This is a genomic window from Staphylococcus sp. FSL W8-1270, assembly GCF_038007165.1.
In the GTDB taxonomy this organism is placed as follows: domain Bacteria; phylum Bacillota; class Bacilli; order Staphylococcales; family Staphylococcaceae; genus Staphylococcus; species Staphylococcus hominis.
Map to the genome: position 1 here is coordinate 997,566 of NZ_JBBOWQ010000001.1, position 21,441 is coordinate 1,019,006.

At 30.5% G+C, this 21,441-nt stretch carries 24 protein-coding genes, 1 riboswitch and 1 other annotated feature; of the genes, 16 read left to right on the forward strand and 8 right to left on the reverse strand.

Annotated elements, in window-relative coordinates:
* Positions 1-40: 40 nt before the first annotated feature.
* Both NSU06_RS05145 and NSU06_RS05150 read left to right on the forward strand, forming a co-directional pair.
* Positions 41-952, forward strand: a complete 912-nt coding sequence (locus tag NSU06_RS05145) for an NERD domain-containing protein (protein WP_017176371.1) — start codon at positions 41-43, stop codon at positions 950-952.
* 114 nt (positions 953-1,066) lie between these two features.
* Positions 1,067-1,903, forward strand: coding sequence for an aldo/keto reductase (locus NSU06_RS05150; RefSeq protein WP_017176370.1), 837 nt, complete (start codon positions 1,067-1,069; stop codon positions 1,901-1,903).
* A 57-nt stretch (positions 1,904-1,960) separates the two neighbouring features.
* On the opposite strand, the gene NSU06_RS05155 is transcribed toward NSU06_RS05150, so the two are convergent.
* The 3 genes from NSU06_RS05155 to NSU06_RS05165 are packed head-to-tail and all read right to left on the reverse strand — an operon-like array spanning position 1,961 to position 3,024.
* Positions 1,961-2,314 (reverse strand): fluoride efflux transporter FluC, encoded by a 354-nt coding sequence (locus tag NSU06_RS05155; RefSeq protein ID WP_017176369.1) that lies wholly within the window; start codon positions 2,312-2,314, stop codon positions 1,961-1,963.
* Entirely contained in the window at positions 2,311-2,676 is a 366-nt protein-coding gene (gene crcB / locus NSU06_RS05160) for a fluoride efflux transporter CrcB (RefSeq protein WP_049415177.1), read from the reverse strand. The genes NSU06_RS05155 and crcB overlap by 4 nt, the downstream gene beginning before the upstream one ends.
* A gap of 39 nt (positions 2,677-2,715) precedes the next feature.
* A complete protein-coding gene (locus NSU06_RS05165; RefSeq protein WP_017176367.1) occupies positions 2,716-3,024 on the reverse strand; it encodes a hypothetical protein in 309 nt (102 codons plus the stop codon).
* Positions 3,025-3,270: 246 nt separating this feature from the next.
* Between NSU06_RS05165 and NSU06_RS05170 the strand changes: the two genes are divergently transcribed.
* A complete protein-coding gene (locus NSU06_RS05170) occupies positions 3,271-3,984 on the forward strand; it encodes a transaldolase (protein ID WP_017176366.1) in 714 nt (237 codons plus the stop codon).
* Positions 3,985-4,181: 197 nt separating this feature from the next.
* Positions 4,182-4,646: a membrane protein gene (locus tag NSU06_RS05175; RefSeq protein ID WP_017176365.1), complete on the forward strand. Its 465-nt coding sequence runs from the start codon at positions 4,182-4,184 to the stop codon at positions 4,644-4,646.
* Here the strand turns inward: NSU06_RS05175 and NSU06_RS05180 are convergent.
* A complete protein-coding gene (locus tag NSU06_RS05180; RefSeq protein WP_017176364.1) occupies positions 4,621-5,067 on the reverse strand; it encodes a competence protein ComK in 447 nt (148 codons plus the stop codon). The genes NSU06_RS05175 and NSU06_RS05180 overlap by 26 nt on opposite strands.
* On the reverse strand, positions 5,054-5,539 hold the full coding sequence (locus tag NSU06_RS05185) for a sigma-70 family RNA polymerase sigma factor (RefSeq protein ID WP_256277231.1): 486 nt from the start codon (positions 5,537-5,539) through the stop codon (positions 5,054-5,056). Before NSU06_RS05185 ends, NSU06_RS05180 begins: the two co-directional genes overlap by 14 nt.
* Before the next feature lie 208 nt (positions 5,540-5,747).
* On the opposite strand from NSU06_RS05185, the gene NSU06_RS05190 reads away from it, so the two are divergent.
* From NSU06_RS05190 to ribH, 7 genes are all read left to right on the forward strand, one after another.
* The gene (locus NSU06_RS05190; protein WP_002449634.1) at positions 5,748-5,972 is read left to right on the forward strand and encodes a hypothetical protein; all 225 of its coding nucleotides are present in this window, start codon (positions 5,748-5,750) and stop codon (positions 5,970-5,972) included.
* A 246-nt stretch (positions 5,973-6,218) separates the two neighbouring features.
* Complete coding sequence (locus NSU06_RS05195) at positions 6,219-7,067, forward strand: N-acetylglucosaminidase (RefSeq protein WP_037541107.1); 849 nt, start codon at positions 6,219-6,221, stop codon at positions 7,065-7,067.
* Between the two features lie 295 nt (positions 7,068-7,362).
* The gene (locus tag NSU06_RS05200; RefSeq protein ID WP_048761776.1) at positions 7,363-8,850 is read left to right on the forward strand and encodes an FAD/NAD(P)-binding protein; all 1,488 of its coding nucleotides are present in this window, start codon (positions 7,363-7,365) and stop codon (positions 8,848-8,850) included.
* Between the two features lie 150 nt (positions 8,851-9,000).
* Positions 9,001-9,136, forward strand: a riboswitch (FMN riboswitch).
* Between the two features lie 121 nt (positions 9,137-9,257).
* Entirely contained in the window at positions 9,258-10,301 is a 1,044-nt protein-coding gene (gene ribD, locus NSU06_RS05205; RefSeq protein WP_017176360.1) for a bifunctional diaminohydroxyphosphoribosylaminopyrimidine deaminase/5-amino-6-(5-phosphoribosylamino)uracil reductase RibD, read from the forward strand.
* Between the two features lie 6 nt (positions 10,302-10,307).
* Positions 10,308-10,940, forward strand: a complete 633-nt coding sequence (gene ribE / locus NSU06_RS05210) for a riboflavin synthase (RefSeq protein ID WP_017176359.1) — start codon at positions 10,308-10,310, stop codon at positions 10,938-10,940.
* A gap of 11 nt (positions 10,941-10,951) precedes the next feature.
* The gene (locus NSU06_RS05215; protein WP_048761777.1) at positions 10,952-12,136 is read left to right on the forward strand and encodes a bifunctional 3,4-dihydroxy-2-butanone-4-phosphate synthase/GTP cyclohydrolase II; all 1,185 of its coding nucleotides are present in this window, start codon (positions 10,952-10,954) and stop codon (positions 12,134-12,136) included.
* Between the two features lie 12 nt (positions 12,137-12,148).
* Entirely contained in the window at positions 12,149-12,607 is a 459-nt protein-coding gene (gene ribH, locus NSU06_RS05220) for a 6,7-dimethyl-8-ribityllumazine synthase (protein ID WP_048761778.1), read from the forward strand.
* Positions 12,608-12,658: 51 nt separating this feature from the next.
* On the opposite strand, the gene NSU06_RS05225 is transcribed toward ribH, so the two are convergent.
* Positions 12,659-13,660, reverse strand: a complete 1,002-nt coding sequence (locus tag NSU06_RS05225) for a proline dehydrogenase family protein (protein WP_048761780.1) — start codon at positions 13,658-13,660, stop codon at positions 12,659-12,661.
* A 208-nt stretch (positions 13,661-13,868) separates the two neighbouring features.
* Between NSU06_RS05225 and NSU06_RS05230 the strand changes: the two genes are divergently transcribed.
* Both NSU06_RS05230 and NSU06_RS05235 read left to right on the forward strand, forming a co-directional pair.
* Entirely contained in the window at positions 13,869-14,696 is an 828-nt protein-coding gene (locus NSU06_RS05230) for an alpha/beta fold hydrolase (RefSeq protein ID WP_017176356.1), read from the forward strand.
* A 296-nt stretch (positions 14,697-14,992) separates the two neighbouring features.
* On the forward strand, positions 14,993-15,394 hold the full coding sequence (locus tag NSU06_RS05235) for a transcriptional regulator, SarA/Rot family (protein WP_002449620.1): 402 nt from the start codon (positions 14,993-14,995) through the stop codon (positions 15,392-15,394).
* Between the two features lie 60 nt (positions 15,395-15,454).
* On the opposite strand, the gene NSU06_RS05240 is transcribed toward NSU06_RS05235, so the two are convergent.
* Together NSU06_RS05240 and NSU06_RS05245 are read right to left on the reverse strand one after the other, a co-directional pair.
* The gene (locus tag NSU06_RS05240) at positions 15,455-16,015 is read right to left on the reverse strand and encodes a class I SAM-dependent methyltransferase (protein ID WP_017176355.1); all 561 of its coding nucleotides are present in this window, start codon (positions 16,013-16,015) and stop codon (positions 15,455-15,457) included.
* Positions 16,012-16,971 (reverse strand): TIGR01212 family radical SAM protein, encoded by a 960-nt coding sequence (locus tag NSU06_RS05245; protein WP_017176354.1) that lies wholly within the window; start codon positions 16,969-16,971, stop codon positions 16,012-16,014. Before NSU06_RS05245 ends, NSU06_RS05240 begins: the two co-directional genes overlap by 4 nt.
* 111 nt (positions 16,972-17,082) lie before the next feature.
* On the opposite strand from NSU06_RS05245, the gene NSU06_RS05250 reads away from it, so the two are divergent.
* The 3 genes from NSU06_RS05250 to NSU06_RS05260 all read left to right on the forward strand — a co-directional run bounded on the left by NSU06_RS05250 (position 17,083) and on the right by NSU06_RS05260 (position 21,315).
* Complete coding sequence (locus NSU06_RS05250; RefSeq protein WP_079335418.1) at positions 17,083-18,267, forward strand: MDR family MFS transporter; 1,185 nt, start codon at positions 17,083-17,085, stop codon at positions 18,265-18,267.
* Between the two features lie 65 nt (positions 18,268-18,332).
* Positions 18,333-18,523: a binding site (T-box leader), on the forward strand.
* Between the two features lie 47 nt (positions 18,524-18,570).
* Complete coding sequence (gene leuS, locus NSU06_RS05255) at positions 18,571-20,985, forward strand: leucine--tRNA ligase (protein ID WP_079335417.1); 2,415 nt, start codon at positions 18,571-18,573, stop codon at positions 20,983-20,985.
* Positions 20,986-21,003: 18 nt separating this feature from the next.
* Positions 21,004-21,315 (forward strand): rhodanese-like domain-containing protein, encoded by a 312-nt coding sequence (locus tag NSU06_RS05260; RefSeq protein ID WP_017176351.1) that lies wholly within the window; start codon positions 21,004-21,006, stop codon positions 21,313-21,315.
* The last annotated feature ends 126 nt before the right edge of the window (positions 21,316-21,441 follow it).

The following is a 21,441-nucleotide window of genomic DNA, read 5'->3' on the forward strand; positions in this document are numbered from 1 at the left end:
TAATAGATAGATATTGACAGTTTAAAAGGAGCGTTATCTAATGAATTCATTTGGACCGGTTGAGATTGGTTTAATTGCAGCGATAATCATAGCGATTATATGTTTTATTCTATTTTTAGTTGCTTTGAAAAGTAAAAATAATATGAAACACAAAGCGAATGAAGAGTACAATCTCAAGGAGCAACAACTCAAATCTTCACATGAGGAAGCACTTGAAAAAGAACGTATTGAAAATAAAAAACAAGTAACGAAACAAAAAGAAGAATTTGAAGTTACAGTTAATGGAAAAGAACGTGAAATTGATGCTTTGAAATTATTTTCTAAAAATAAAAGTGAATACGTGACTGATATGAGACTCATTGGTATTAGAGACCGTTTAGTTAAAGAAAAACGTATTAGACGTGAAGATATGCATATAATGGCTAATATTTTTTTACCAAGTAATGAGTTTAATAATATTCAACGTATTAGCCATCTTGTGCTTACTAGAACTGGTTTATATATCATTGATTCACAATTATTAAAAGGTCATGTTTATAATGGAATTAGTGGCGCACAATTTCAAGAATTACCAATGCTGAAGCAAGTATTTGATACACTTGATTTAAATACACAAGCGCCTCAAACGTTAGTTCTTGATCAACATGAAGATAATCATTCGAAACTATCATTTATTAATTATTCTGATCAACTTTCTGCAATTGAGAAGTTGGCTACAGATTTACAAACAGAATTAGGACTTAAATATACGCCAACATCAATTTTATATTTTAATCCTAAACATGATAAAGACGTAACGATTTCAAACTATGCACAAAGTTCAAGTGTTAAGGTTTTAGTTGGTCCTGAACAACTTGACGAATTCTTTAACAAATTTGTATTCCATGGACGTATTCAATATAATGTCGATGAATTACAAAATATTATGGATAAAATTGAATCATTTAACTAAGAGAGGCTACCATCAAAATTTTAAATTTTGATGGTACTTTTTTTTTATAAGCGATGTTCATAAATATACTTTTAGGGTATATACAGAATAGTTATTTTTAAAGGAGGAAGTAAGATGGACTATATTGAATTCTATAATGGAAATCAAATGCCAATGTTAGGACTTGGAACATTTCGAGTAGAAAATGACGATACTTGTAAAGAAGCAGTTAAACATGCTATTGAATCTGGGTATCGTAGCATAGATACTGCTAAAGTATATGGAAATGAAGAACAAGTAGGCCAAGGTATCAAAGAAGGATTAGAATCAACAGGTTTAAATAGAGAAGATATTTTCGTAACATCAAAATTATTTTTCGAAGATTTCGGACGTAAAAATGTGGCTCAAGCCTACGAAACTAGTATCCAAAAACTTGGGTTAGATTATTTAGATTTATACTTAGTACATTGGCCAGGAACAAATGAAGCTATAATGATTGATACATGGAAAGGTATGGAAGATTTATATAAAGATAATAAAGTTAAAAACATTGGAGTTAGTAATTTTAATCCAGATCATTTTGAAGCATTATTAGCACAAGTGTCAATTAAACCAGTCATTAACCAAGTAGAATTTCATCCATACTTTACTCAAGAAAAACTTAGAAAATATTTAGAAGCTCAAAATATTTATATGGAATCTTGGTCACCATTTATGAATGCTCAAATTTTAAACGATGAAACGTTAAATGAAATTGGTAAAGAAGTTAATAAATCAGCAGCACAAGTTATTATTAAATGGAATATGCAACATAACGTCGTCGTTATTCCCAAATCAGTTACATCAAGCAGAATTGAAGAAAATATAGATGTATTTGATTTTGAATTATCAGCAGAGCAAATGAAACGAATTGATGATTTAAATAAAGATCAACGTATAGGACCTGATCCAGATACATTTGAAGGTCAATAAATTTAATTAAAAAAGAGTGAACTTGTAGGTTAATTTACTACACAGTTCACTCTTTTGTTATATTATAAAACCAATCCAACAAGCAATAAATCCTATAACAAATTGCAATAGAGAATACATCATAAATTTAAAAAGTTTAAAAGACGGTGTTAGACATTGCGCAAGCTCATAAGACATGGTTGAAAATGTCGTTAAACCTCCTAAAAATCCAGTAATAAAAAACATATGTATCCAGTTTAAGTGAATAGAGAGGCCAGTTGTTAAACCAATGAGAAAACTTCCAATCCAGTTGACGATTAAAGTAGCAATAGGTATTGAAGTAGACCATTTGGATTTAGTGACATCAGTTAGCCATGCTCTAACGACAGCGCCTAAACCACCGCCAATCATAATTAAAAGAGCTTGTATCAAGATGTAAGACCTCCTAATGTCATACCTATCCAGCACAAGATAACACCAAAGCAATAACTTATAAATGCATAAACCAAAGCTAAGATAATATGATGGCTGTAAAGTAATGTGACTAACTCAAATTGAAATGTTGAAAATGTTGTTAAAGCGCCTAAAAAACCAGTTGTAATACCTTTTTTAATTTTAGGGTGATCTTTAAATAATTTAATCATTACTACAGAAAGATAACCCATAAGAAAAGCACCTGACAGGTTAGCTATCAATGTGCCAATTGGAAAGATGCTACTCTGATTCATAAAGGAAAACAAAAATCTTAATAAAGCGCCCAACATACCACCTATAAACACGGTTATATATTGCATAACATACTCACCTTTATATATCATTTTATGCGTATTTGATTATGAAAAAATGCCAAACGTTGTAATAGAAGCAAAAATATGGAACAAAATTACTACCAATATGAGATAAGGTAATATGTTAGAAGCGGTCTTAATCCAATCTTTATTTTTATAATTTAAATGTTTAATTGCTTTATCAGAAAATATAATTGAAGCCATAAGGATGACAACATTTACAATACTACATGCAATTAATAAATTTTTTATTGATTTAAATTGAATGCTTAATAAAGGATTAAATGTATTAAAATAAAAGCTAATAATTAAAAGAATAACTGATATATAAAAATATTTTTTTGATTTAGACATAATATACCTCCGATTTATACCATTAAATAATATTACCATATTTAATTTCATTTTTAATAGTACCTTTATCATATGGTTTTAATTTTCAGAAAATTAAAAGCAAAACATTCGCATACACAAAAAAAGCATGATATAAATAACATAACGAAATAGTAAAACATCCTGTACATAAAAAAATAATCATACATATGGTGTCTTTTCATAAAGCAAGCTATATTCGTAATATAAATGAGAAGGGAAGATTTTATGACTCAATTAAATGTAGACGTATTTGCTGATGGTGCAGATATCGAACAAATGAAAGCTGCATACAAAAATAAAGAAGTAGATGGTTTTACAACAAATCCTAGCTTAATGGCAAAAGCAGGTGTAACAGATTATAAAGCTTTTGCAGAAGAAGCAGTACGTGAAATTCCTGATGCTTCTATATCATTTGAAGTATTCTCAGATGATTTAGACACAATGGAGAAAGAAGCAGAAATTTTAAAGCAATATGGAGACAATGTGTTTGTTAAAATTCCAATTGTGAACTCAAAAGGTGAGTCTACAATCGAATTAATTAAAAAGTTATCAGCTGATCATGTTCGTTTAAATGTAACTGCTGTTTATACAATTGAACAAGTTAAAGCTATTACAGAAGCAGTGACTGAAGGTGTACCTACATATATCTCTGTCTTTGCGGGACGTATTGCTGATACGGGTGTAGATCCACTTCCTTTAATGAAAGAATCTGTAAAAGTCGCACATAGTAAAAATGGTGTTAAATTATTATGGGCAAGTTGCCGTGAAGTGTTCAATGTTATCCAAGCTAATGAAATTGGCGCCGATATTATCACTTGTCCAGCAGATGTTGTCAAGAAAGTTAACAATAATCTTGGACGCGATATTAATGAATTGCCAGTGGATACAGTTCAAGGATTTGCAAAAGATATTAAAAGTTCTGGATTATCAATATTATAAAATCACTATATCTAATTATGATCAACCGAGTCTAAGACTACAAACATGTCTTAGACTCGGTTTTAGTGTTATATGAATATCAAAGAGAAGGAGTAATAAAGTATCTTGAGTTGTATCTTTCTTTTTTATTGAGTTTGTTTTAAAATCGGTGTTCAGTTAAAATTTATAAATATAATTAAATAGAAAGGAATTAAGTTATGGAAGAAACTGCTTTTAGAGAAAAAGTAAGAAAACAATTGTGGTTTTTAAATAAAAAAGAAAAGCAATTATTAGAACATACTTTTGAACAAAATAATGCTTCATTTAATAATGCAGAACAGAAATTTATGAAACCTACTCGTTTTGCTAATCAATTTTTACAGGTTCATATTTTTCGAAATAAACATTTTTCAAATGGATATTTTTTCTTATTAATTATATTATTTGTTCTCACCTACATCCTATTACTAGGATGGTTTTTAGCTGGATTTATCGCAAGTTTAGCAGTAGTCAATCAGTTTATAAATCCTAAAGCAGAATTAAGTCTAATCTATCTTGTATTAATCTTAGTTTTTGCCATTATTAGTTTGGTTGTCAGTTTGTATCTCATAAGATTTGTGACTGCTTTGTTTACTAAAAGATTACTTGAATATAAGTTTAATGAAAAGAAGTCGTCTTATTAATTAAATAGGCTAATAGAATACTTTCTTGCCATTTTTTATAAACTAAAATGTAAGGCTCATCCACTACGCATTGAGCTGAATTATCAAAGGTAATAATGGTTTTATTTTGAGAAGACGTTAATCCAATAATACGTTGCGCATTAAAATATATTTGTATGGGTGCACGTTGATGTTTGATTGGAAATAAAATGACGTCTTTAGAAATATAAATAGGAACTAGTTTATTGATAGATAATAAGCGTTTAGCTAATTTAAGTTGTTGTGTATATGATTTATTAAATTGTTCTAGATAGTATATGACAATCTTTTTAATATGAAAGGGTAGAATCATATCATATGTTTTAAAACAACATTTAGTCTGAATTGTGGAACCTTCTAAAGTTTGAATGTATAACAAATCGAAAGTATTATGAGGTAACATGCCAATCACCTTCTAAATAATATTGCTGAAGTTTGATACGGGCAGAAGATTTATATTTTTTAATTGTAGTGTCTGAGACATTCATCTTTTTAGCGATTTCATATTGTTTGTATCCACGAAGATAATATATCAGCCATTGATATTCATTTGAATTTAAAATATATTTGAAATCATTAAAAAAAGATTCATCTTTCAATGTATAAGTTAAAGAATGATTTAACGCTGTAATATCTAAGCAGTCAATCTTCAATTGCTCCTTTCTAAAAAGATCAATAAGATAAAACTTTAATCGCTGATAAATAAAAGAGGATAAAGATACAGAGGAAGATGGGTTATAAATTTTGGAGATTTCCCACAATTTTATTAATAATAATTGATAAAATTCATCATAATTATAAGTGATACGGTATTGTCTTAACAAATGATGAATCATTTTATGATATTTTATGTGTAATGAACTAAAATCTGAAATAGTTATTCTTTCTCCTTAGTTATGTACATAAACAATATTTCCGGATGTATAAATTCTACATGAGGTATCGTGAATTTTCATTTGCTTAATTTAATAAATAGGTGTTAAATAGTAAACATAGAATCGTTGGATTGGATGATATATGGCTTTAACAAGTTTGTAAGATTAATATTCGACATTTGTACAATAAAATATAGGAGGTATGAAGTTGGATTACGCACATTTAAATCTTGAGCACTTTTTTGCAAGACATGATGATTTAGACGTCATTAGAGATCGTTCTGAATTTGTAATGATAAATAATTTTACAAATGAAATGATGTATCGTGATGGTGATATTGAAGGGACAATTGATTTAAATCAATATTATTATAAGAATAGATCGCAAGCTGTCAGTTTTATTATGATGGATTATAAAAGAAATAACGAATAATTAAATATGTTAACCTTACTACAAATAACTATATTTATTTAATAGATAAAAATCATTGAGTAATGAAATGTTGAGTATTTCATTACTTTTTATTTTTTATTAAATTTCAATTTTGTTACTTTTATTTTATGAATATGTAACATTATAATTATAAAATTGTTTATGAGAATTAAAAATGTTAGAATTTATTATCATAGAAGACTTTTCTATAAATGAAATTACAACATTAACCTAAGAGGTGTGAATATGACAAAGCACAGAAAAGGTTCTATTATAGGCCTAATAGGGTTACTTATTATTTTAGTAGCAGCTGGCTTCATTTTTTTCTCAATGATTTCTGATCAGATATTTTTCAAAAAAGTAAATGAAGTAGAGAAAGTTCAACATGTGAACGTCACGCTTGATAAAGCTGCTGCAAAACAAATAGATAACTATACAAGTCAACAAGTATCGAATAAAAACAATAATGCATGGAGAGATGCATCAGCAAGTGAAATTAAAGGTGCAATGGATAGTAGTAAATTTATCGATGATGATAAACAAAAATATCAATTTTTAGATTTATCTAAATATCAAGGGATTGATAAAAATCGTATCAAACGTATGTTGTTCGATCGACCTACATTATTGAAACATACTGATGCTTTTGTAAATGCTGCAAAAGAAAAACATGTTAATGAAGTCTATTTAATTTCTCATGCATTATTAGAAACAGGTTCAGTAAAAAGTGAACTTGCGAATGGTGTAAATATTGATGGTAAAAAATATTATAATTTTTATGGCGTTGGAGCTTTAGATGAAGATCCAATCAAAACAGGTGCTGAATATGCGAAAAAACATGGTTGGGATACACCAGAGAAAGCAATTAAAGGTGGCGCAGACTTTATTCATAAACACTTCCTATCTCACGATGATCAAAATACATTATATAGCATGAGATGGAATCCTATGAATCCTGGTGAACATCAATATGCGACTGATATTAAATGGGCTGAAAGTAATGCGGAAATTATTGCTGATTTCTATAAAGAAATGAAAACAGAAGGTAAATACTTCAAGCTATATGTTTATAAAGATGATCAAAAACATCAATAATCAAAATAAAAACCAACATTATCTTTAATTAGATGATGTTGGTTTTTTTATTTATTCAGCTTTGTTTTTTCTTGAAGCCCAAGTAAATCCAATGATAAAAACAATTAATGTTTTTAATAAAAATTTCATTGTTTAGTCACCTCAATATCTAAATTTTAACATAGTTACACATGATTATTTATGTTTTGAAATGGATCATCGTGTTAATAGTGAAACATTTTGAAGTCGAGAATCGTATTGGTATAATATGATAATATTCAACATAATACAAATATATAAAAGGATGATGTTAAATATGCGAGTAGCAATTATAGGCATGGGTACAGCAGGTGTAAGTGTACTTAGACAACTCGTTAAACATAAAGACTTTAAGCAATTAAAAGTCGATGTCTACGATAATGAATTTAATATGGGACAGGGTGTTCCTTTTCAAAATGATAGTAGTCAATTATTAATTAACTTACCCACTAAAAAGATGAGTTTAAATTTAGATGATGATGAAGAGTTTTGGAAATGGTATCAAACACAATCTGATTTTACGTTTAAAAATCCAAAGTATTTACCAAGATTTGTTTTTGGCCATTATATGAAATCATACTTATCAAATTATGAGACATTATATGATAACCTTACAGTCATTAAACAACCAGTACAAGAAGTCTTCATTAATTCAAATGTAGATGAAACCACATTGAAATATTATGTCTGTACGTCTAAAGATATGAAGCATTGTCAAGTATATGATTACATATTTTTAACTATAGGTACTTTATCATATCACGATCCTTATCATTTAAAAGGTATAAAAGGTTATATTCAAACTCCTTACCCTACATATAATACTTTAGATGATGTACAAGAATCTGATGATATTGCTATTATTGGAACAGGATTAGCTAGTTTAGATGTAGTGCGTTATGTAGCGTTTCATCATCCTAAACTACCTATCACAATGACGAGTCGTTCTGCTCAATTGCCTAGCGTAAGAGGAAACATGAAAAAAATTGAGTTTCAATGTTTAACAAAATCTAAATTTAATGATATTAAAGATAAGTACTTTGGAAATGTGCCATTAGAGAAAGCATTCGATTTATTTAAAGAAGAGTGTGATTTAAATGGTATTGATTTACAGAAATTGGTTCACCGCCGAACAGGAGATACGATTAAAGATTTAAATTATGATTTAGAACATCCAGATGAGATAGGTATATTCCAAACATTAATAGAGAATGTCAAAGAAAATTTAAATTGGATTTGGAATAGTTTTAGTCGTCAAGATCAAATTGAATTCGATAAACGTTTCACTAAAATTATTCAACTTAACTCAAACCCTATGCCTCCAAGAACTGCAAAACTCATCAAGCAATTAATAAAAGATGGTTCATTAGTGATTAGAAAGGATTTAGAAAATGTGGTACATAAAAATGGACTATTTAATTTAAAATTTAAAAATGATGAACAATGGTATCCACATCATATTATTATTAATGCAACAGGTTCTAAAACACATTTAAAAGATTTAGATGAAGATGATCAATTTATCTTAAATCTTCAAAATCGACAAATTGTTCAAGCCCATCCTATGGGTGGAATACAAATTATCCCAGAAACAAATCAGGTGATTAGTCCAAGATATGGTACTTTAAATAATATGATTGCTATTGGACAAATCACTAATGGAGTAAATAAATTGCGGAATGGAGTAAAAATGATTGTTAATCAAGCGGTAAGTGCAGTGGATTATTTATATGAAATTCGAAAAGAATTTGATCATACAGTATAATGCTTTACACAATAATGAATAAATATCTCTTTAAGAGTTAAATTTAAAAATCAAATTGAAATTCTTTATTTGTAATTTTCCAAAAATAAATGTAAGATGATATATGTAGTACTAAACTACGATGACTCAAATTTAATCACAATTTCATACGTATTCTTTCGGGGCAGGGTGTAATTCCCAACCGGCAGTAATTAAGCCTGCGACCCACTTAATCTTAATTTATTAAGTGGCTGATCTAGTGAGACTCTAGAGCCGACAGTAAAAGTCTGGATGGGAGAAAGAATCAATCACATCATTACTGAATGATGTATAAGCATGCACAATATAAAAATTGTAGTACGCTTATTTAAGTATATACATGCCCTATGCCTGTGAAACAGGTATGGGGTTTTTTTAGAGGTGATAAATTGAGTGAATTTATGAAATATGCAATTCAATTAGCACAAATGGTGAAGGGACAAACTGGAGTTAATCCTCCTGTTGGCTCAGTTGTTGTGAAGGATGGGCGTATTGTGGGACTAGGTGCACATTTAAAGCAAGGAGAGAAACATGCGGAAGTTCAGGCTTTAGATATGGCACAAGATAAAGCAAAAGGCGGCACCATTTATATTTCTCTTGAACCCTGTACACATTATGGGTCAACACCACCTTGTGTGAATAAAATTATTGAACATGGGCTTAGTAAAGTGATTTATGCTGTAAAAGATACGACGTTATCTTCTGAGGGAGATATCATTCTTGAAAAGGCAGGTATTGAAGTTGAATATCAATATTCAGAAGAAGCTTTTGCTTTGTATGAAGATTTCTTCAAAGCAAAACAACATAAAATCCCTGAAATTACAGTAAAAGTCTCGACTTCGTTAGATGGGAAACAAGCGACTGATAGTGGACAAAGTCAATGGATTACGAATAAAGCTGTAAAACAAGATGTATATCGTTTAAGACATACTCATGATGCCGTATTAACTGGTAATGGAACGCTTGAAGCGGATAATCCACAATATACAACACGTATTCAAGATGGTAAACATCCAATAAGAATCATACTATCTAAGCGAGGTCAAATTGATTATTCAAAACAGATATTTCACGATCAATTAAGTGAAATTTGGATTTATACTGAAAATCATGAACTAAAAAGTCCAAGTCATCATATAAAAATAATATATTTAGAAACATGTAATTTAAAATCTATTTTATCTGATATATATCAAAGAGGTGTTGGCAGATTATTAGTAGAAGCTGGGCCTCATATAACTTCAGAATTTCTCCAATCTAATTATTTAGACCATCTTATTATTTATTATGCCCCGAAAATAATAGGCGGTATTGGAAAAAATCAATTTTATCAAACTGATAATGTCATTGATTTAGCTAACGCGCCACAATTTGAAGTGATTTCTACCGAGTCTATTCAACAAAATATTAAAATGACATTGCGAAAGAAGTGAAGATAAATGTTTACAGGTATCGTTGAAGAAATAGGTACTGTAAAGCGTATTCGCACTCAACAATCCGTAAGGACATTAGATATTTCATGTCAAAAAATTATAGAAGATATGCATATTGGTGATTCTATAAGCGTAAATGGTGCGTGTTTAACAGTCATTGATTTTAAACAAAATCAATTTTCTGTCCAAGTGATTAAAGGTACTGAAAATAAAACCTATTTAGCTAATATTAAAGAAAATGATGAAGTCAATCTTGAACGTGCAATGTCAGGTAGTGGACGTTTCGGAGGACATTTTGTATTAGGTCATGTAGATGCAAAAGGAACAATTATAAATATCAGAGAAACGCCTAATTCACGCATTGTATCTATTAAGGCATCGGACTCGGTCATCAAACAAATGGTTAAGCAAGGTTCTATTACTGTTGATGGCGTAAGTTTAACAATTTTTGACTTGCATCAACATAGTTTTGATATCCATCTTATTCCTGAAACAAGACGTTCAACGATTCTTTCTAATAAAAAAATGGGCGATGAAGTTCATCTTGAAACAGATGTATTATTTAAATATGTTGAAAGTATAGTTGGTAAAAATAAATCTGATTTATCAGTTGATAAATTAAAAGCATATGGTTTTTAGGAGGGGCTTAAATGAAATTCGATAGCATTGAAGAAGCGTTAGAAGCATTAAGAAATGGCGATAGTATTATTGTAGTAGATGATGAAGATCGTGAAAATGAAGGTGACTTAATTGCAGTCACTCAATGGATGAAAGATGATACCATTAATTATATGGCCAAAGAAGCGCGTGGATTAATTTGTGCTCCTATAAGTTCACAGATTGCTGAACGTCTAAATCTTAAAACTATGGTTGATGGTAATACAGATGAATACGGTACAAATTTCACTGTAAGTATCGATCATATCTCTACTACTACAGGAATTAGTGCATTTGATCGTACAGCAACAGCGAAAGCGTTAATTAATCCTGATTCTAAACCAGAAAGTTTCCATAAACCAGGACATTTATTTCCTTTAGTGTCTAAAGAAAAAGGTGTATTAGTTAGACCAGGACATACGGAGGCTGCTGTAGATTTAGCTAAATTAACTGGTGCTGCACCTGCTGGAGTTATATGTGAGATAATGAATGAAGATGGTACGATGGCAAAAGGTAATGAATTACAACAATTTAAAGAGCGTCATCAATTAAAAATGATTACAATTGAAAGTTTAATTAATTATCGTCGCAAACAAGAAAGCGAAGGTATTGAACTTAAAGCAACTGTAAAAATGCCAACGGATATTGGTGATTTTAAAATGTATGGTTTTCAATCTCAATATACACATGAAGATATTGTTGTACTTGGCAAAGGAGAACCACGTACAACTGAAAATGTAAGACTACATTCTGCTTGTTTAACAGGTGATATTTTCCACAGTCAACGATGTGATTGTGGCGCTCAATTAGAAGCATCAATGAAATATATAAATGATCATGGTGGATTAATTATTTATTTACCACAAGAGGGTAGAGGCATTGGTTTAATGAATAAACTAAAAGCTTATGAATTAATTGAGCAAGGACATGATACGGTTACTGCAAACTTAGCATTAGGTTTTGATGAAGACTTAAGAGATTATCATATAGCTGCTCAAATTCTTAAATATTTTAATGTTCAACAAGTTAATTTATTAAGTAATAATCCTAAGAAATTTGAAGGCTTGGAAGATTATGGTATAAAAGTTGCAGATCGTACAGAAATTATTGTGCCAGAAACGGAACATAATCATCATTATATGGAAACAAAAAAATTGAAAATGGGACATCTTATTTAGGAGGAATTTAGAATGAATTTTGAAGGTAAATTAGTCGGTACAAATTTAAAAGTTGCAATAGTAGTGAGTAGATTTAATGATTTTATTACCAACCGTTTATTAGATGGAGCGAAAGATACATTAGTAAGACATGGTGTAGATGAAGATAACATTGATGTTGCATATGTACCAGGTGCATTTGAAATTCCACTTGTTGCTAAAAAATTAGCGCAAAAAAATGATTATGATGCAGTGATTACTTTAGGCTGTGTCATTAGAGGTGCAACATCTCATTATGACTATGTTTGTAATGAAGTTGCTAAAGGCGTATCAAAAGCAAATGATGTTACAGATACACCAGTTATTTTCGGTGTTTTAACAACTGAAAGTATTGAACAAGCAGTTGAAAGAGCGGGTACGAAAGCAGGTAATAAAGGTGCAGAAGCGGCAGTAAGTGCAATTGAAATGGCAAACTTACTTAAACAGTTTTAATTAATGTAGAGCGTCTCGATAATTTTAAGGATTATCGAGACGCTCTGTATTTCAACGTTTTAGTAATTTCACAATACTAGATACTAATGTAAGTGTTCCTAAAGCTAGTCCACTAACTAAGCCAATTTTTTTTAGTGCTTCTGTTGAAATAAATTCTTGATAGGCAAGGGAAAGATTTTGAGGTCTCTCAGCCAGGCGACGCATGAAATAAGCAAACCAGTCATTGCCATATGGAACATAAACGGTAAAGTGATATCCTTGTCTAGCAATCTCTTCTGCTAATTCATTACGAAAACCATACAACATTTGAAATTCAAAAGTGCTTTTTTCAATATGATGATCTTTGACAAATTGTTTAACATGGTTAATGATTTTATCATCATGTGTTGCAATTGACGTAAAGTTTTTGGCATTAAGTAAACGTTTTTCAATAATATTTATATAATTTTTATCTATATCTTTTTTACTTTGATAAGCAATCGTATCCTTTTCTTTATAAGCGCCTTTGACCAGTCTTAATCGTAATTCTGGGTACTTATCAATTAATTTCTCTGCATCATAAAGGTATCCTTGAATAACTGTACCGACATTTCTAAATTCTCCTTTTAACCTGTCTAAAATCTGTAATGTTTGTGATAAGCTATTATATTTTTCCATATCAATATTAATATGCATATTATCATAGGTATTAGCCTTTAATAAAATGTCTCTTAAATTTTGGTAGGCTAACTCAGTATCAAATTCACCGCCTAATGAACTCACTTTCACCGACATATGTGCACTCACTTGATATTTATTAATAGCTTCCATTATCTCAAGAATTTCATTTTTAGCTTGAGTCGCTGCTGCTTTAGTATTAACAAATTCTCCAAGATTATCTACAGTAACATCAATATGTTTAGCGTTTAAACGTTCAATCGTATCAATGAGTTGTTCTATAGTATTACCCGCAACAACTCTATTAGCCCCCATGGTAGGTCCGATTTTTTTAGCCATTTCATTTAAATATGTAATATTTGATAATGTTATGAAAAAATCTCTGAATAAAGACATATCTATTCCTCCATCCCACTCGTATCTATCTCTATAACAAGTTTAGCATGAATACATCGTTTAAGAAAGCGTTTACATTTAGGAGGTAAAATACGTTTAAATTCATTAGTCATAAATTAAGAGAATCTATATACTGTTTAACAACAATTAAAGGTATAATTTGATATAATACATTTGATAAACATTCAATTAGAGAGGATTCAAAAATATGTGGAAGTGGGAAACAGAACATGACGCTAAAGGCGTAATCATCATAGTACATAATATGTTAGAACATACTGGTAGATATGCGTATGTGATTACGATGTTGAGACGTAATGGTTATCACGTAATTATGGGTGATTTACCTGGACAAGGTCAAACTTCACGAGCTAACAGAGGTCAACTACAACGTTTTGAAATTTACCATGAACAGTTAGTTGAATGGATAAAAATTGCAAACGAATATAAATTACCAACATTTGTTATGGGTGTTGGATTAGGTGGTTTAATTATTCTCAATTTACTTGAAAAGACTGAACTACCTATTGAGGGCATATTACTACTCTCTCCAATGCTTGAATTTAAGAAAAATTATAAAACACGAAAAAATATGTTTATATCTAATATTGGAAAGAGCTCAAAAGGTACACAATTTAAATTAGGAATAGATTATGAAGATTTAACTCGTAATTCAGAAGTGATTAATGAGACAAATCATGACGGATTGATGTTAAAGAAAGTATCTTACAAATGGTTTAACATTATTAATGAAACGATGAAAGACACATCACAACATATTAAAGATATCAAACCGTTACCCACTTTATTAATGTATGGTACCGAAGATAAAATTTTAGAAACATCTTCAATAGATATTTTAAAACAACAATTTCTTGCAGATGAATTTTATTTTAAAGCGTGGAAAGGGTTTTATCATGAGATTCACAATGAACCTGAACGAGATCAAGTCATGAGATATATATTAACTTTCTTGAATAATAGCGTAAATACAATGGGATTTATTGTACAAGAAGAAGATATTGAGGAAGTATAAGATAATCTTTAAAAATCTATAAAGAATAGCTCGTAGAAGACAGATATCTACGAGCCTATTCTATATCAAAATTATGGTTATAATATTATAAATGAGCTAAAATTACAATATAAGTAGAATTATAACTATCAATTACTTTTTATAAATTGTATGAATTTAGTATTAGAATTATAATATAAATATTGATTTAAAAAATATAGTTGATATATTATTAAAAAATACCAAATCGTATAAACTTAATAATAAATTGAATTATAGTTATTATACATAATATGAGAGATCAAGGGGAATGAATTATGAAATTACAAAAAAAAGAAACGGTATCTATGGTATTGAAATTAGAGAAATTATTGAAGGATATAGATTCTATATTTAGAATTATTTATGAGAAGTATCATTTAAATAAAGAAGAAGTACTTATTTTATTAACGTTATGGGAAAAGGGGCCTATGACATTAAAAGAGATGGATCAATACGTTAATATCAAGTCATATAAACGAACAAGAACGTATAATAATTTAGTTCAATCTGATTGGGTTTACAAAGAGCGTCCAATTGACGACGAACGTACGGTTATTATCCATTTTAATGAAGAAAAAAATAAATATAGAAATGAATTATTAGATTTTATTACTACTATTATTAAAAGAAAATATGAATCTTTAGAAAATAGTTTGAATTCATTGATGAGCGTTTAATATAAAAAAACCCGTAAATTAAAACTACGATTTGATGTTTTAATTTATGGGTTTTAAAATTTAACGTTTTTCAATCGCACATATAAAAGGTGCATGATTAACTTGATTGATAAATTGATATTTTAATATGTGTGCTTTACTTTGATCAAAGTTTTCGAGATATTTTAATAATTCATCTCTTTCGATTTGTCCTTCCTCATGTCCATGATAAATCACTAGTACAATAATACCTTCTGTACTTAATAGTTTAAAAATACTTTCAATAGCTTGAATAGTGGTTTCAGGTTTAGTAACAATGGATTTATCACCTTTAGGCAGATATCCCAAATTGAAAATAGCTGCATCCACGTTTCCGATGATATCACTTGGTATATCATTTAAGATATTTTCATGTCCATCATGTATCAATGTAACATGTTTAAAAGGTGCTATTTTTTCTTTTGTATGTTCAATAGCTTCTTTTTGTATATCGAAACCAAACACTTTGCCATTTGGAACCTGTTTAGCTAAAAATAGGGTATCATGGCCGTTACCACAGGTAGCATCAATAACAATACTATCTTCTTGAATATGTTGCTTAATAAGTGTTTTAGCAAAAGGAAGAATGCGTTCTAATTTCATGAATTCACCTTAGTATTAGATGTGTAAAACTTACCTTGATAAGATTCACGACGTGCTAATTCATCATCTATTTCATTGAGAACTTCCCACTTGTTAACACTCCACATTGGTCCTACCATTAAATCAATCGGTCCATCTCCAGTAATACGATGAATAATCATGTCTGGCGGAAGGATTTCAAGTTGATCACACACTAAGTTTGTATAATCTTCTTGCGTCATAAATTCAAGCATACCTTTTTCGTATTGTTTAACCATTGGTGTACCTTTAAGTAAATGTAATAAATGGATTTTAATACCTTGAACATCCATTTGTGCCACTTCTCGTGCTGTTTCCATCATCATATGATAATCTTCACCTGGTAAGCCATTAATGATGTGTGTACATACGTTAATATTATGTTTACGCAATTTAGCTACACCTTCGTAATACGTTTGCATATCGTGAGCACGATTAATTAAATCAGAGGTCTTTTGATGAACTGTTTGAAGACCAAGTTCCACCCATAAATAAGTACGTTGATTTAGTTCAGCTAAGTATTCAACCACATCATCTGGCAGACAATCTGGACGTGTAGCGATAGATAAACCAATAACTCCTTCTTCTTTTAACACAGGTTCATATTTTTCTTTTAAAACTTCTACAGGTGCATGGGTATTAGTAAATGCTTGGAAGTAAGCAATATATTTACCTTCACTCCATTTTTCATGCATTCGTTCTTTAATTTGTTGGAATTGTACTTCAATTGGATCGGCTCTATTTCCTGCAAAGTCACCACTACCAGCTGCTGAACAAAATGTACAACCGCCATGTGCGACAGTACCATCTCTATTTGGACAGTCAAATCCGCCATCTAGAGCAACTTTAAAAATTTTCTGTCCGAATTTATTTTTTAAATGGTAATTCCATGTATGATATCGTTTATTTTCAAAGGCATACGGGAAATACTTACCCATAACACATTATCCTTTCTATCTAACTTAGTTCTAAGTAAAGATTTTAACATATTTTAATGTTATAGTGTTTATTATAGTTCGATAAAAATATAAAGAGAGGACTTAAAAATTATGAATATACCTAGATCAGTATGGTGGCTAGTTATAGGAATGGCATTAAATATAACTGGCTCTAGCTTTTTATGGCCTTTAAATACGATTTATATGAAAGAAGAATTAGGAAAAAGCTTGACAGTTTCTGGGATTGTTCTAATGATTAATTCTTTTGGAATGGTAGTTGGTAACTTACTAGGTGGAACGTTGTTCGATAAGTTAGGTGGTTATAGAACAATCATGATAGGTACTATTACTTGTTTGCTTAGTACAACATTACTTAATTTCTTTCATGGATGGCCGTGGTATGCAGTTTGGTTAGTGCTACTTGGTTTTGGTGGGGGAATGATTGTTCCAGCAATCTATGCAATGGCTGGTGCCGTTTGGCCTAATGGTGGCAGAACAACTTTTAATGCTATTTACTTAGCTCAAAACATAGGTGTTGCTGCCGGAGCTGCAATGGGAGGATTCGTTGCTGAATTTAGCTTTAATTTTATCTTCTTAGCTAATTTAATCATGTACGTATTATTTGGAATTGTAGCCTTTACGCAATTTAATTTAGAATACCATGCTAAAGTGAAATCACCAGATAGTCTAGATATCCAAAGTAAAGAAAATAAAAAACGTTTTATAGCTTTAATACTATTATGTGCCATGTTTAGTATTTGTTGGATTGGATACATTCAATGGGAAACAACAATAGCTTCATTTACGCAACAAATTAATATTTCAATGTCTCAATATAGTGTATTATGGACAGTAAATGGAATTATGATTTTAGTTGCACAACCATTAATTAGACCAGTCATTCGTTTGTTAAAAGGAAACTTAAAATATCAAATGTTTGTTGGTATTTTAATTTTTATGTTGTCATTCTTTGTTACAAGTTTTGCAGAACAATTTACTGTTTTCTTAATAGGAATGATTATTCTTACTTTTGGTGAAATGTTTGTATGGCCTGCAGTACCAACGATTGCCAATTATTTAGCACCGCAAGGTAAGCAAGGTCAATATCAGGGTGTAGTAAATTCTGCATCAACTGTAGGGAAAGCATTTGGTCCTCTAATCGGGGGTATATTGGTAGATACATTCAATATGAGTGCAATGTTCATAGGAATGATCATTCTTTTATTAATAGGAATGTTTTTCTTATCTATTTTTGATAAGGGTCTACCAAAACATTCACAACATGAAAATCGTTGAAAGACAACTTGAAATTAAATATATAAAATGTGCTGAACCACTTGCAATTAGGTTACGAATCTCATAATATTAAACTGTATTGGAGTAGTAACTTAAATACTTTTCTAAAGAGAGCTAGTGGTGGTGCAAACTAGCGTTAAGAATTAAGTGAACTTACCGTTAATTAATTGAATTTAAAACATCTCTTACTATTATAAAGTGCACATGTAAAATGTGAATGAGGGTGGTACCGCGGCTAAAGAAAGTCGTCCCTGTCAAAAGTAATAGTTTGAGGTGTTTTATTTTTATTAGGAGGAAAATACTTTGGGTTATAATCACAAAGAGATTGAAAAGAAATGGCAAAATTATTGGGCTGAGAATAAAACATTCAAAGCAAACGATAATTTAGGTCAAAAAAAATTCTATGCATTAGATATGTTTCCATATCCATCTGGTGCGGGATTACACGTAGGACATCCAGAAGGATATACTGCAACGGATATTATTTCTCGTTATAAACGTATGCAAGGATATAATGTATTACATCCAATGGGTTGGGATGCCTTTGGATTACCCGCTGAGCAGTACGCGTTAGATACAGGGAATGATCCTAGAGAATTTACTAAAAAGAATGTTCAAACATTTAAACGTCAAATTCAAGAACTAGGTTTTAGTTATGATTGGGATCGAGAAGTTAATACTACAGATCCTGAATATTATAAATGGACGCAATGGATTTTTATTCAGCTTTATAATAAAGGACTCGCATATGTAGATGAGGTTGCAGTAAACTGGTGTCCAGCACTTGGTACAGTGTTATCAAATGAAGAGGTTGTAGATGGTGTATCAGAACGTGGAGGTCATCCTGTATATAGACGTCCGATGAAACAATGGGTATTAAAAATTACAGAATATGCCGATCGTTTATTAGAAGATTTAGATGAATTAGATTGGCCTGAATCAATTAAAGATATGCAAAGAAACTGGATTGGTCGTTCTGAAGGTGCACGTGTGTCATTTAATGTTGAAAATACTAATGACACTATTGATGTGTTTACAACACGTCCAGATACTATCTACGGTACAACATTCTTAGTACTTAGTCCTGAACATGCGTTAGTGAATGAAATGACTACTGATGACAAAAAAGAAGTGGTTAAACAGTATCAAGAAGAAGCATCAAAAAAATCAGACTTAGAGCGTACTGATTTAGCAAAAGATAAATCAGGTGTGTTTACTGGGGCGTATGCTATTAACCCATTATCAGGTAAGAAACTTCCAATTTGGATTGCTGATTATGTATTATCGACTTATGGTACGGGTGCAGTTATGGCAGTACCAGGACATGATGAGCGCGACCATGAATTTGCTAAGAAATTTGATTTACCTATCATTGAAGTCATCGAGGGCGGAAATGTTCAAGAAGAAGCATATACTGGAGAAGGAGCACATATCAATTCTGGCGAACTAGATGGGCTAGATAATAAAGAAGCAATTTCTAAAGCAATTACTTTACTCGAAGCCAAAGGTGCTGGCGAGAAAAAAGTGAATTACAAATTACGTGACTGGTTATTTAGTAGACAACGTTATTGGGGAGAACCAATTCCAGTGATTCATTGGGAAGATGGTACGATGACAACTGTGCCTGAAGAAGAACTTCCATTATTACTTCCTGAAACTGACCAAATCAAACCATCTGGTACGGGTGAATCACCATTAGCCAATATTGATGACTTTGTAAATGTTGTTGATGAAAAAACAGGCATGAAAGGTCGTCGCGAAACAAATACTATGCCACAATGGGCTGGTAGTTGTTGGTATTATTTACGATATATTGATCCACATAATGAGAATATGTTAGCAGATCCAGAGAAATTAAAACATTGGTTGCCGGTAGACTTATATATTGGTGGAGTAGAACATGCTGTCCTTCACTTACTGTATTCAAGATTCTGGCATAAAGTATTATATGATTTAGGTGTAGTTCCTACGAAAGAACCATTCCAAAAATTATTCAACCAAGGTATGATTCTCGGTGAAGGCAACGAAAAAATGAGTAAATCTAAGGGTAACGTTGTTAATCCTGATGATATCGTAGCATCACATGGCGCAGATACATTACGCCTATATGAAATGTTTATGGGACCATTAGATGCAGCTATAGCATGGAGTGAAAATGGATTAGATGGCTCTAGACGTTTCTTAGATCGTGTATGGAGATTATTCATTAATGAAGATGGGTCATTATCTAATAAAATTGTTGAAAATAACGATAATTCATTAGATAAAGTTTATAATCAAACGGTTAAAAAAGTGACTGAAGACTTTGATACTCTTAACTTTAATACGGCAATTAGTCAATTAATGGTATTTATCAATGATTGTTATAAAGCGAATCACATTTACAAACCTTATGTAGAAGGATTTGTTAAAATGTTAGCACCAATTGCCCCTCACATTAGTGAAGAGTTATGGCAACGTTTAGGCAATCAAGAAACTATTACGTATCAACCTTGGCCTACGTATAATGAATCATTACTTGTAGATGATGAGATTGAAATTGTAGTGCAAGTTAATGGTAAAGTAAGAGCGAAAATCAATATTCCTAAAGACTTATCTAAAGAAGATATGCAAGAGTTAGCATTACAAAATGAAAATGTTAAACTATCTATAGAAGGTAAAGAGATTAAAAAAGTTATCGCTGTACCTCAAAAATTAGTGAATATCGTTGCAAAATAATGGAAGAGGAGTTTTAAAATGGAAACAATTACAGTAGATCAATTAAAAGAGAAAATACTAGGATCTAATCCAGTAAATATTATCGATGTGCGAACAGATGAAGAAACTGCAATGGGGACAATTCCTGGTGCTAAAACTATTCCAATGGATCAAATTGCTGATAACTTAAATCAATTTAATAAAAATGAAACGTACTACATCGTTTGTGCTGCAGGTGTTCGTAGTGAAAAAGTAGCGAACTACCTTGAAAATGAAGGTATTCATGCAGTTAATGTTGAAGGTGGCATGCAAGCATGGGGTGATGAAGGTATTGAAATAGACAGTATATAATGATTTATAGATATTTAAACAATAATACAGAAAAACAGCGAAGTTATGATTCTTCGCTGTTTTTTATAATTTAACTTATTTTTAATATTTTTATATTATTTAGTTGTAGTACTTTTAATTTTATTA

Bases quoted from the DNA above. Each gene is read 5' to 3' on its own strand.
- NSU06_RS05145 (WP_017176371.1), top strand. From the start codon at position 41: ATGAATTCATTTGGACCGGTTGAGATTGGTTTAATTGCAGCGATAATC.
- NSU06_RS05150 (WP_017176370.1), top strand. From the start codon at position 1,067: ATGGACTATATTGAATTCTATAATGGAAATCAAATGCCAATGTTAGGA.
- crcB (WP_049415177.1), bottom strand. From the start codon at position 2,676: ATGCAATATATAACCGTGTTTATAGGTGGTATGTTGGGCGCTTTATTA.
- NSU06_RS05165 (WP_017176367.1), bottom strand. From the start codon at position 3,024: ATGTCTAAATCAAAAAAATATTTTTATATATCAGTTATTCTTTTAATT.
- NSU06_RS05170 (WP_017176366.1), top strand. From the start codon at position 3,271: ATGACTCAATTAAATGTAGACGTATTTGCTGATGGTGCAGATATCGAA.
- NSU06_RS05175 (WP_017176365.1), top strand. From the start codon at position 4,182: ATGGAAGAAACTGCTTTTAGAGAAAAAGTAAGAAAACAATTGTGGTTT.
- NSU06_RS05180 (WP_017176364.1), bottom strand. From the start codon at position 5,067: ATGTTACCTCATAATACTTTCGATTTGTTATACATTCAAACTTTAGAA.
- NSU06_RS05195 (WP_037541107.1), top strand. From the start codon at position 6,219: ATGACAAAGCACAGAAAAGGTTCTATTATAGGCCTAATAGGGTTACTT.
- NSU06_RS05200 (WP_048761776.1), top strand. From the start codon at position 7,363: ATGCGAGTAGCAATTATAGGCATGGGTACAGCAGGTGTAAGTGTACTT.
- ribE (WP_017176359.1), top strand. From the start codon at position 10,308: ATGTTTACAGGTATCGTTGAAGAAATAGGTACTGTAAAGCGTATTCGC.
- NSU06_RS05215 (WP_048761777.1), top strand. From the start codon at position 10,952: ATGAAATTCGATAGCATTGAAGAAGCGTTAGAAGCATTAAGAAATGGC.
- ribH (WP_048761778.1), top strand. From the start codon at position 12,149: ATGAATTTTGAAGGTAAATTAGTCGGTACAAATTTAAAAGTTGCAATA.
- NSU06_RS05225 (WP_048761780.1), bottom strand. From the start codon at position 13,660: ATGTCTTTATTCAGAGATTTTTTCATAACATTATCAAATATTACATAT.
- NSU06_RS05230 (WP_017176356.1), top strand. From the start codon at position 13,869: ATGTGGAAGTGGGAAACAGAACATGACGCTAAAGGCGTAATCATCATA.
- NSU06_RS05235 (WP_002449620.1), top strand. From the start codon at position 14,993: ATGAAATTACAAAAAAAAGAAACGGTATCTATGGTATTGAAATTAGAG.
- NSU06_RS05240 (WP_017176355.1), bottom strand. From the start codon at position 16,015: ATGAAATTAGAACGCATTCTTCCTTTTGCTAAAACACTTATTAAGCAA.
- NSU06_RS05245 (WP_017176354.1), bottom strand. From the start codon at position 16,971: ATGGGTAAGTATTTCCCGTATGCCTTTGAAAATAAACGATATCATACA.
- NSU06_RS05250 (WP_079335418.1), top strand. From the start codon at position 17,083: ATGAATATACCTAGATCAGTATGGTGGCTAGTTATAGGAATGGCATTA.
- NSU06_RS05260 (WP_017176351.1), top strand. From the start codon at position 21,004: ATGGAAACAATTACAGTAGATCAATTAAAAGAGAAAATACTAGGATCT.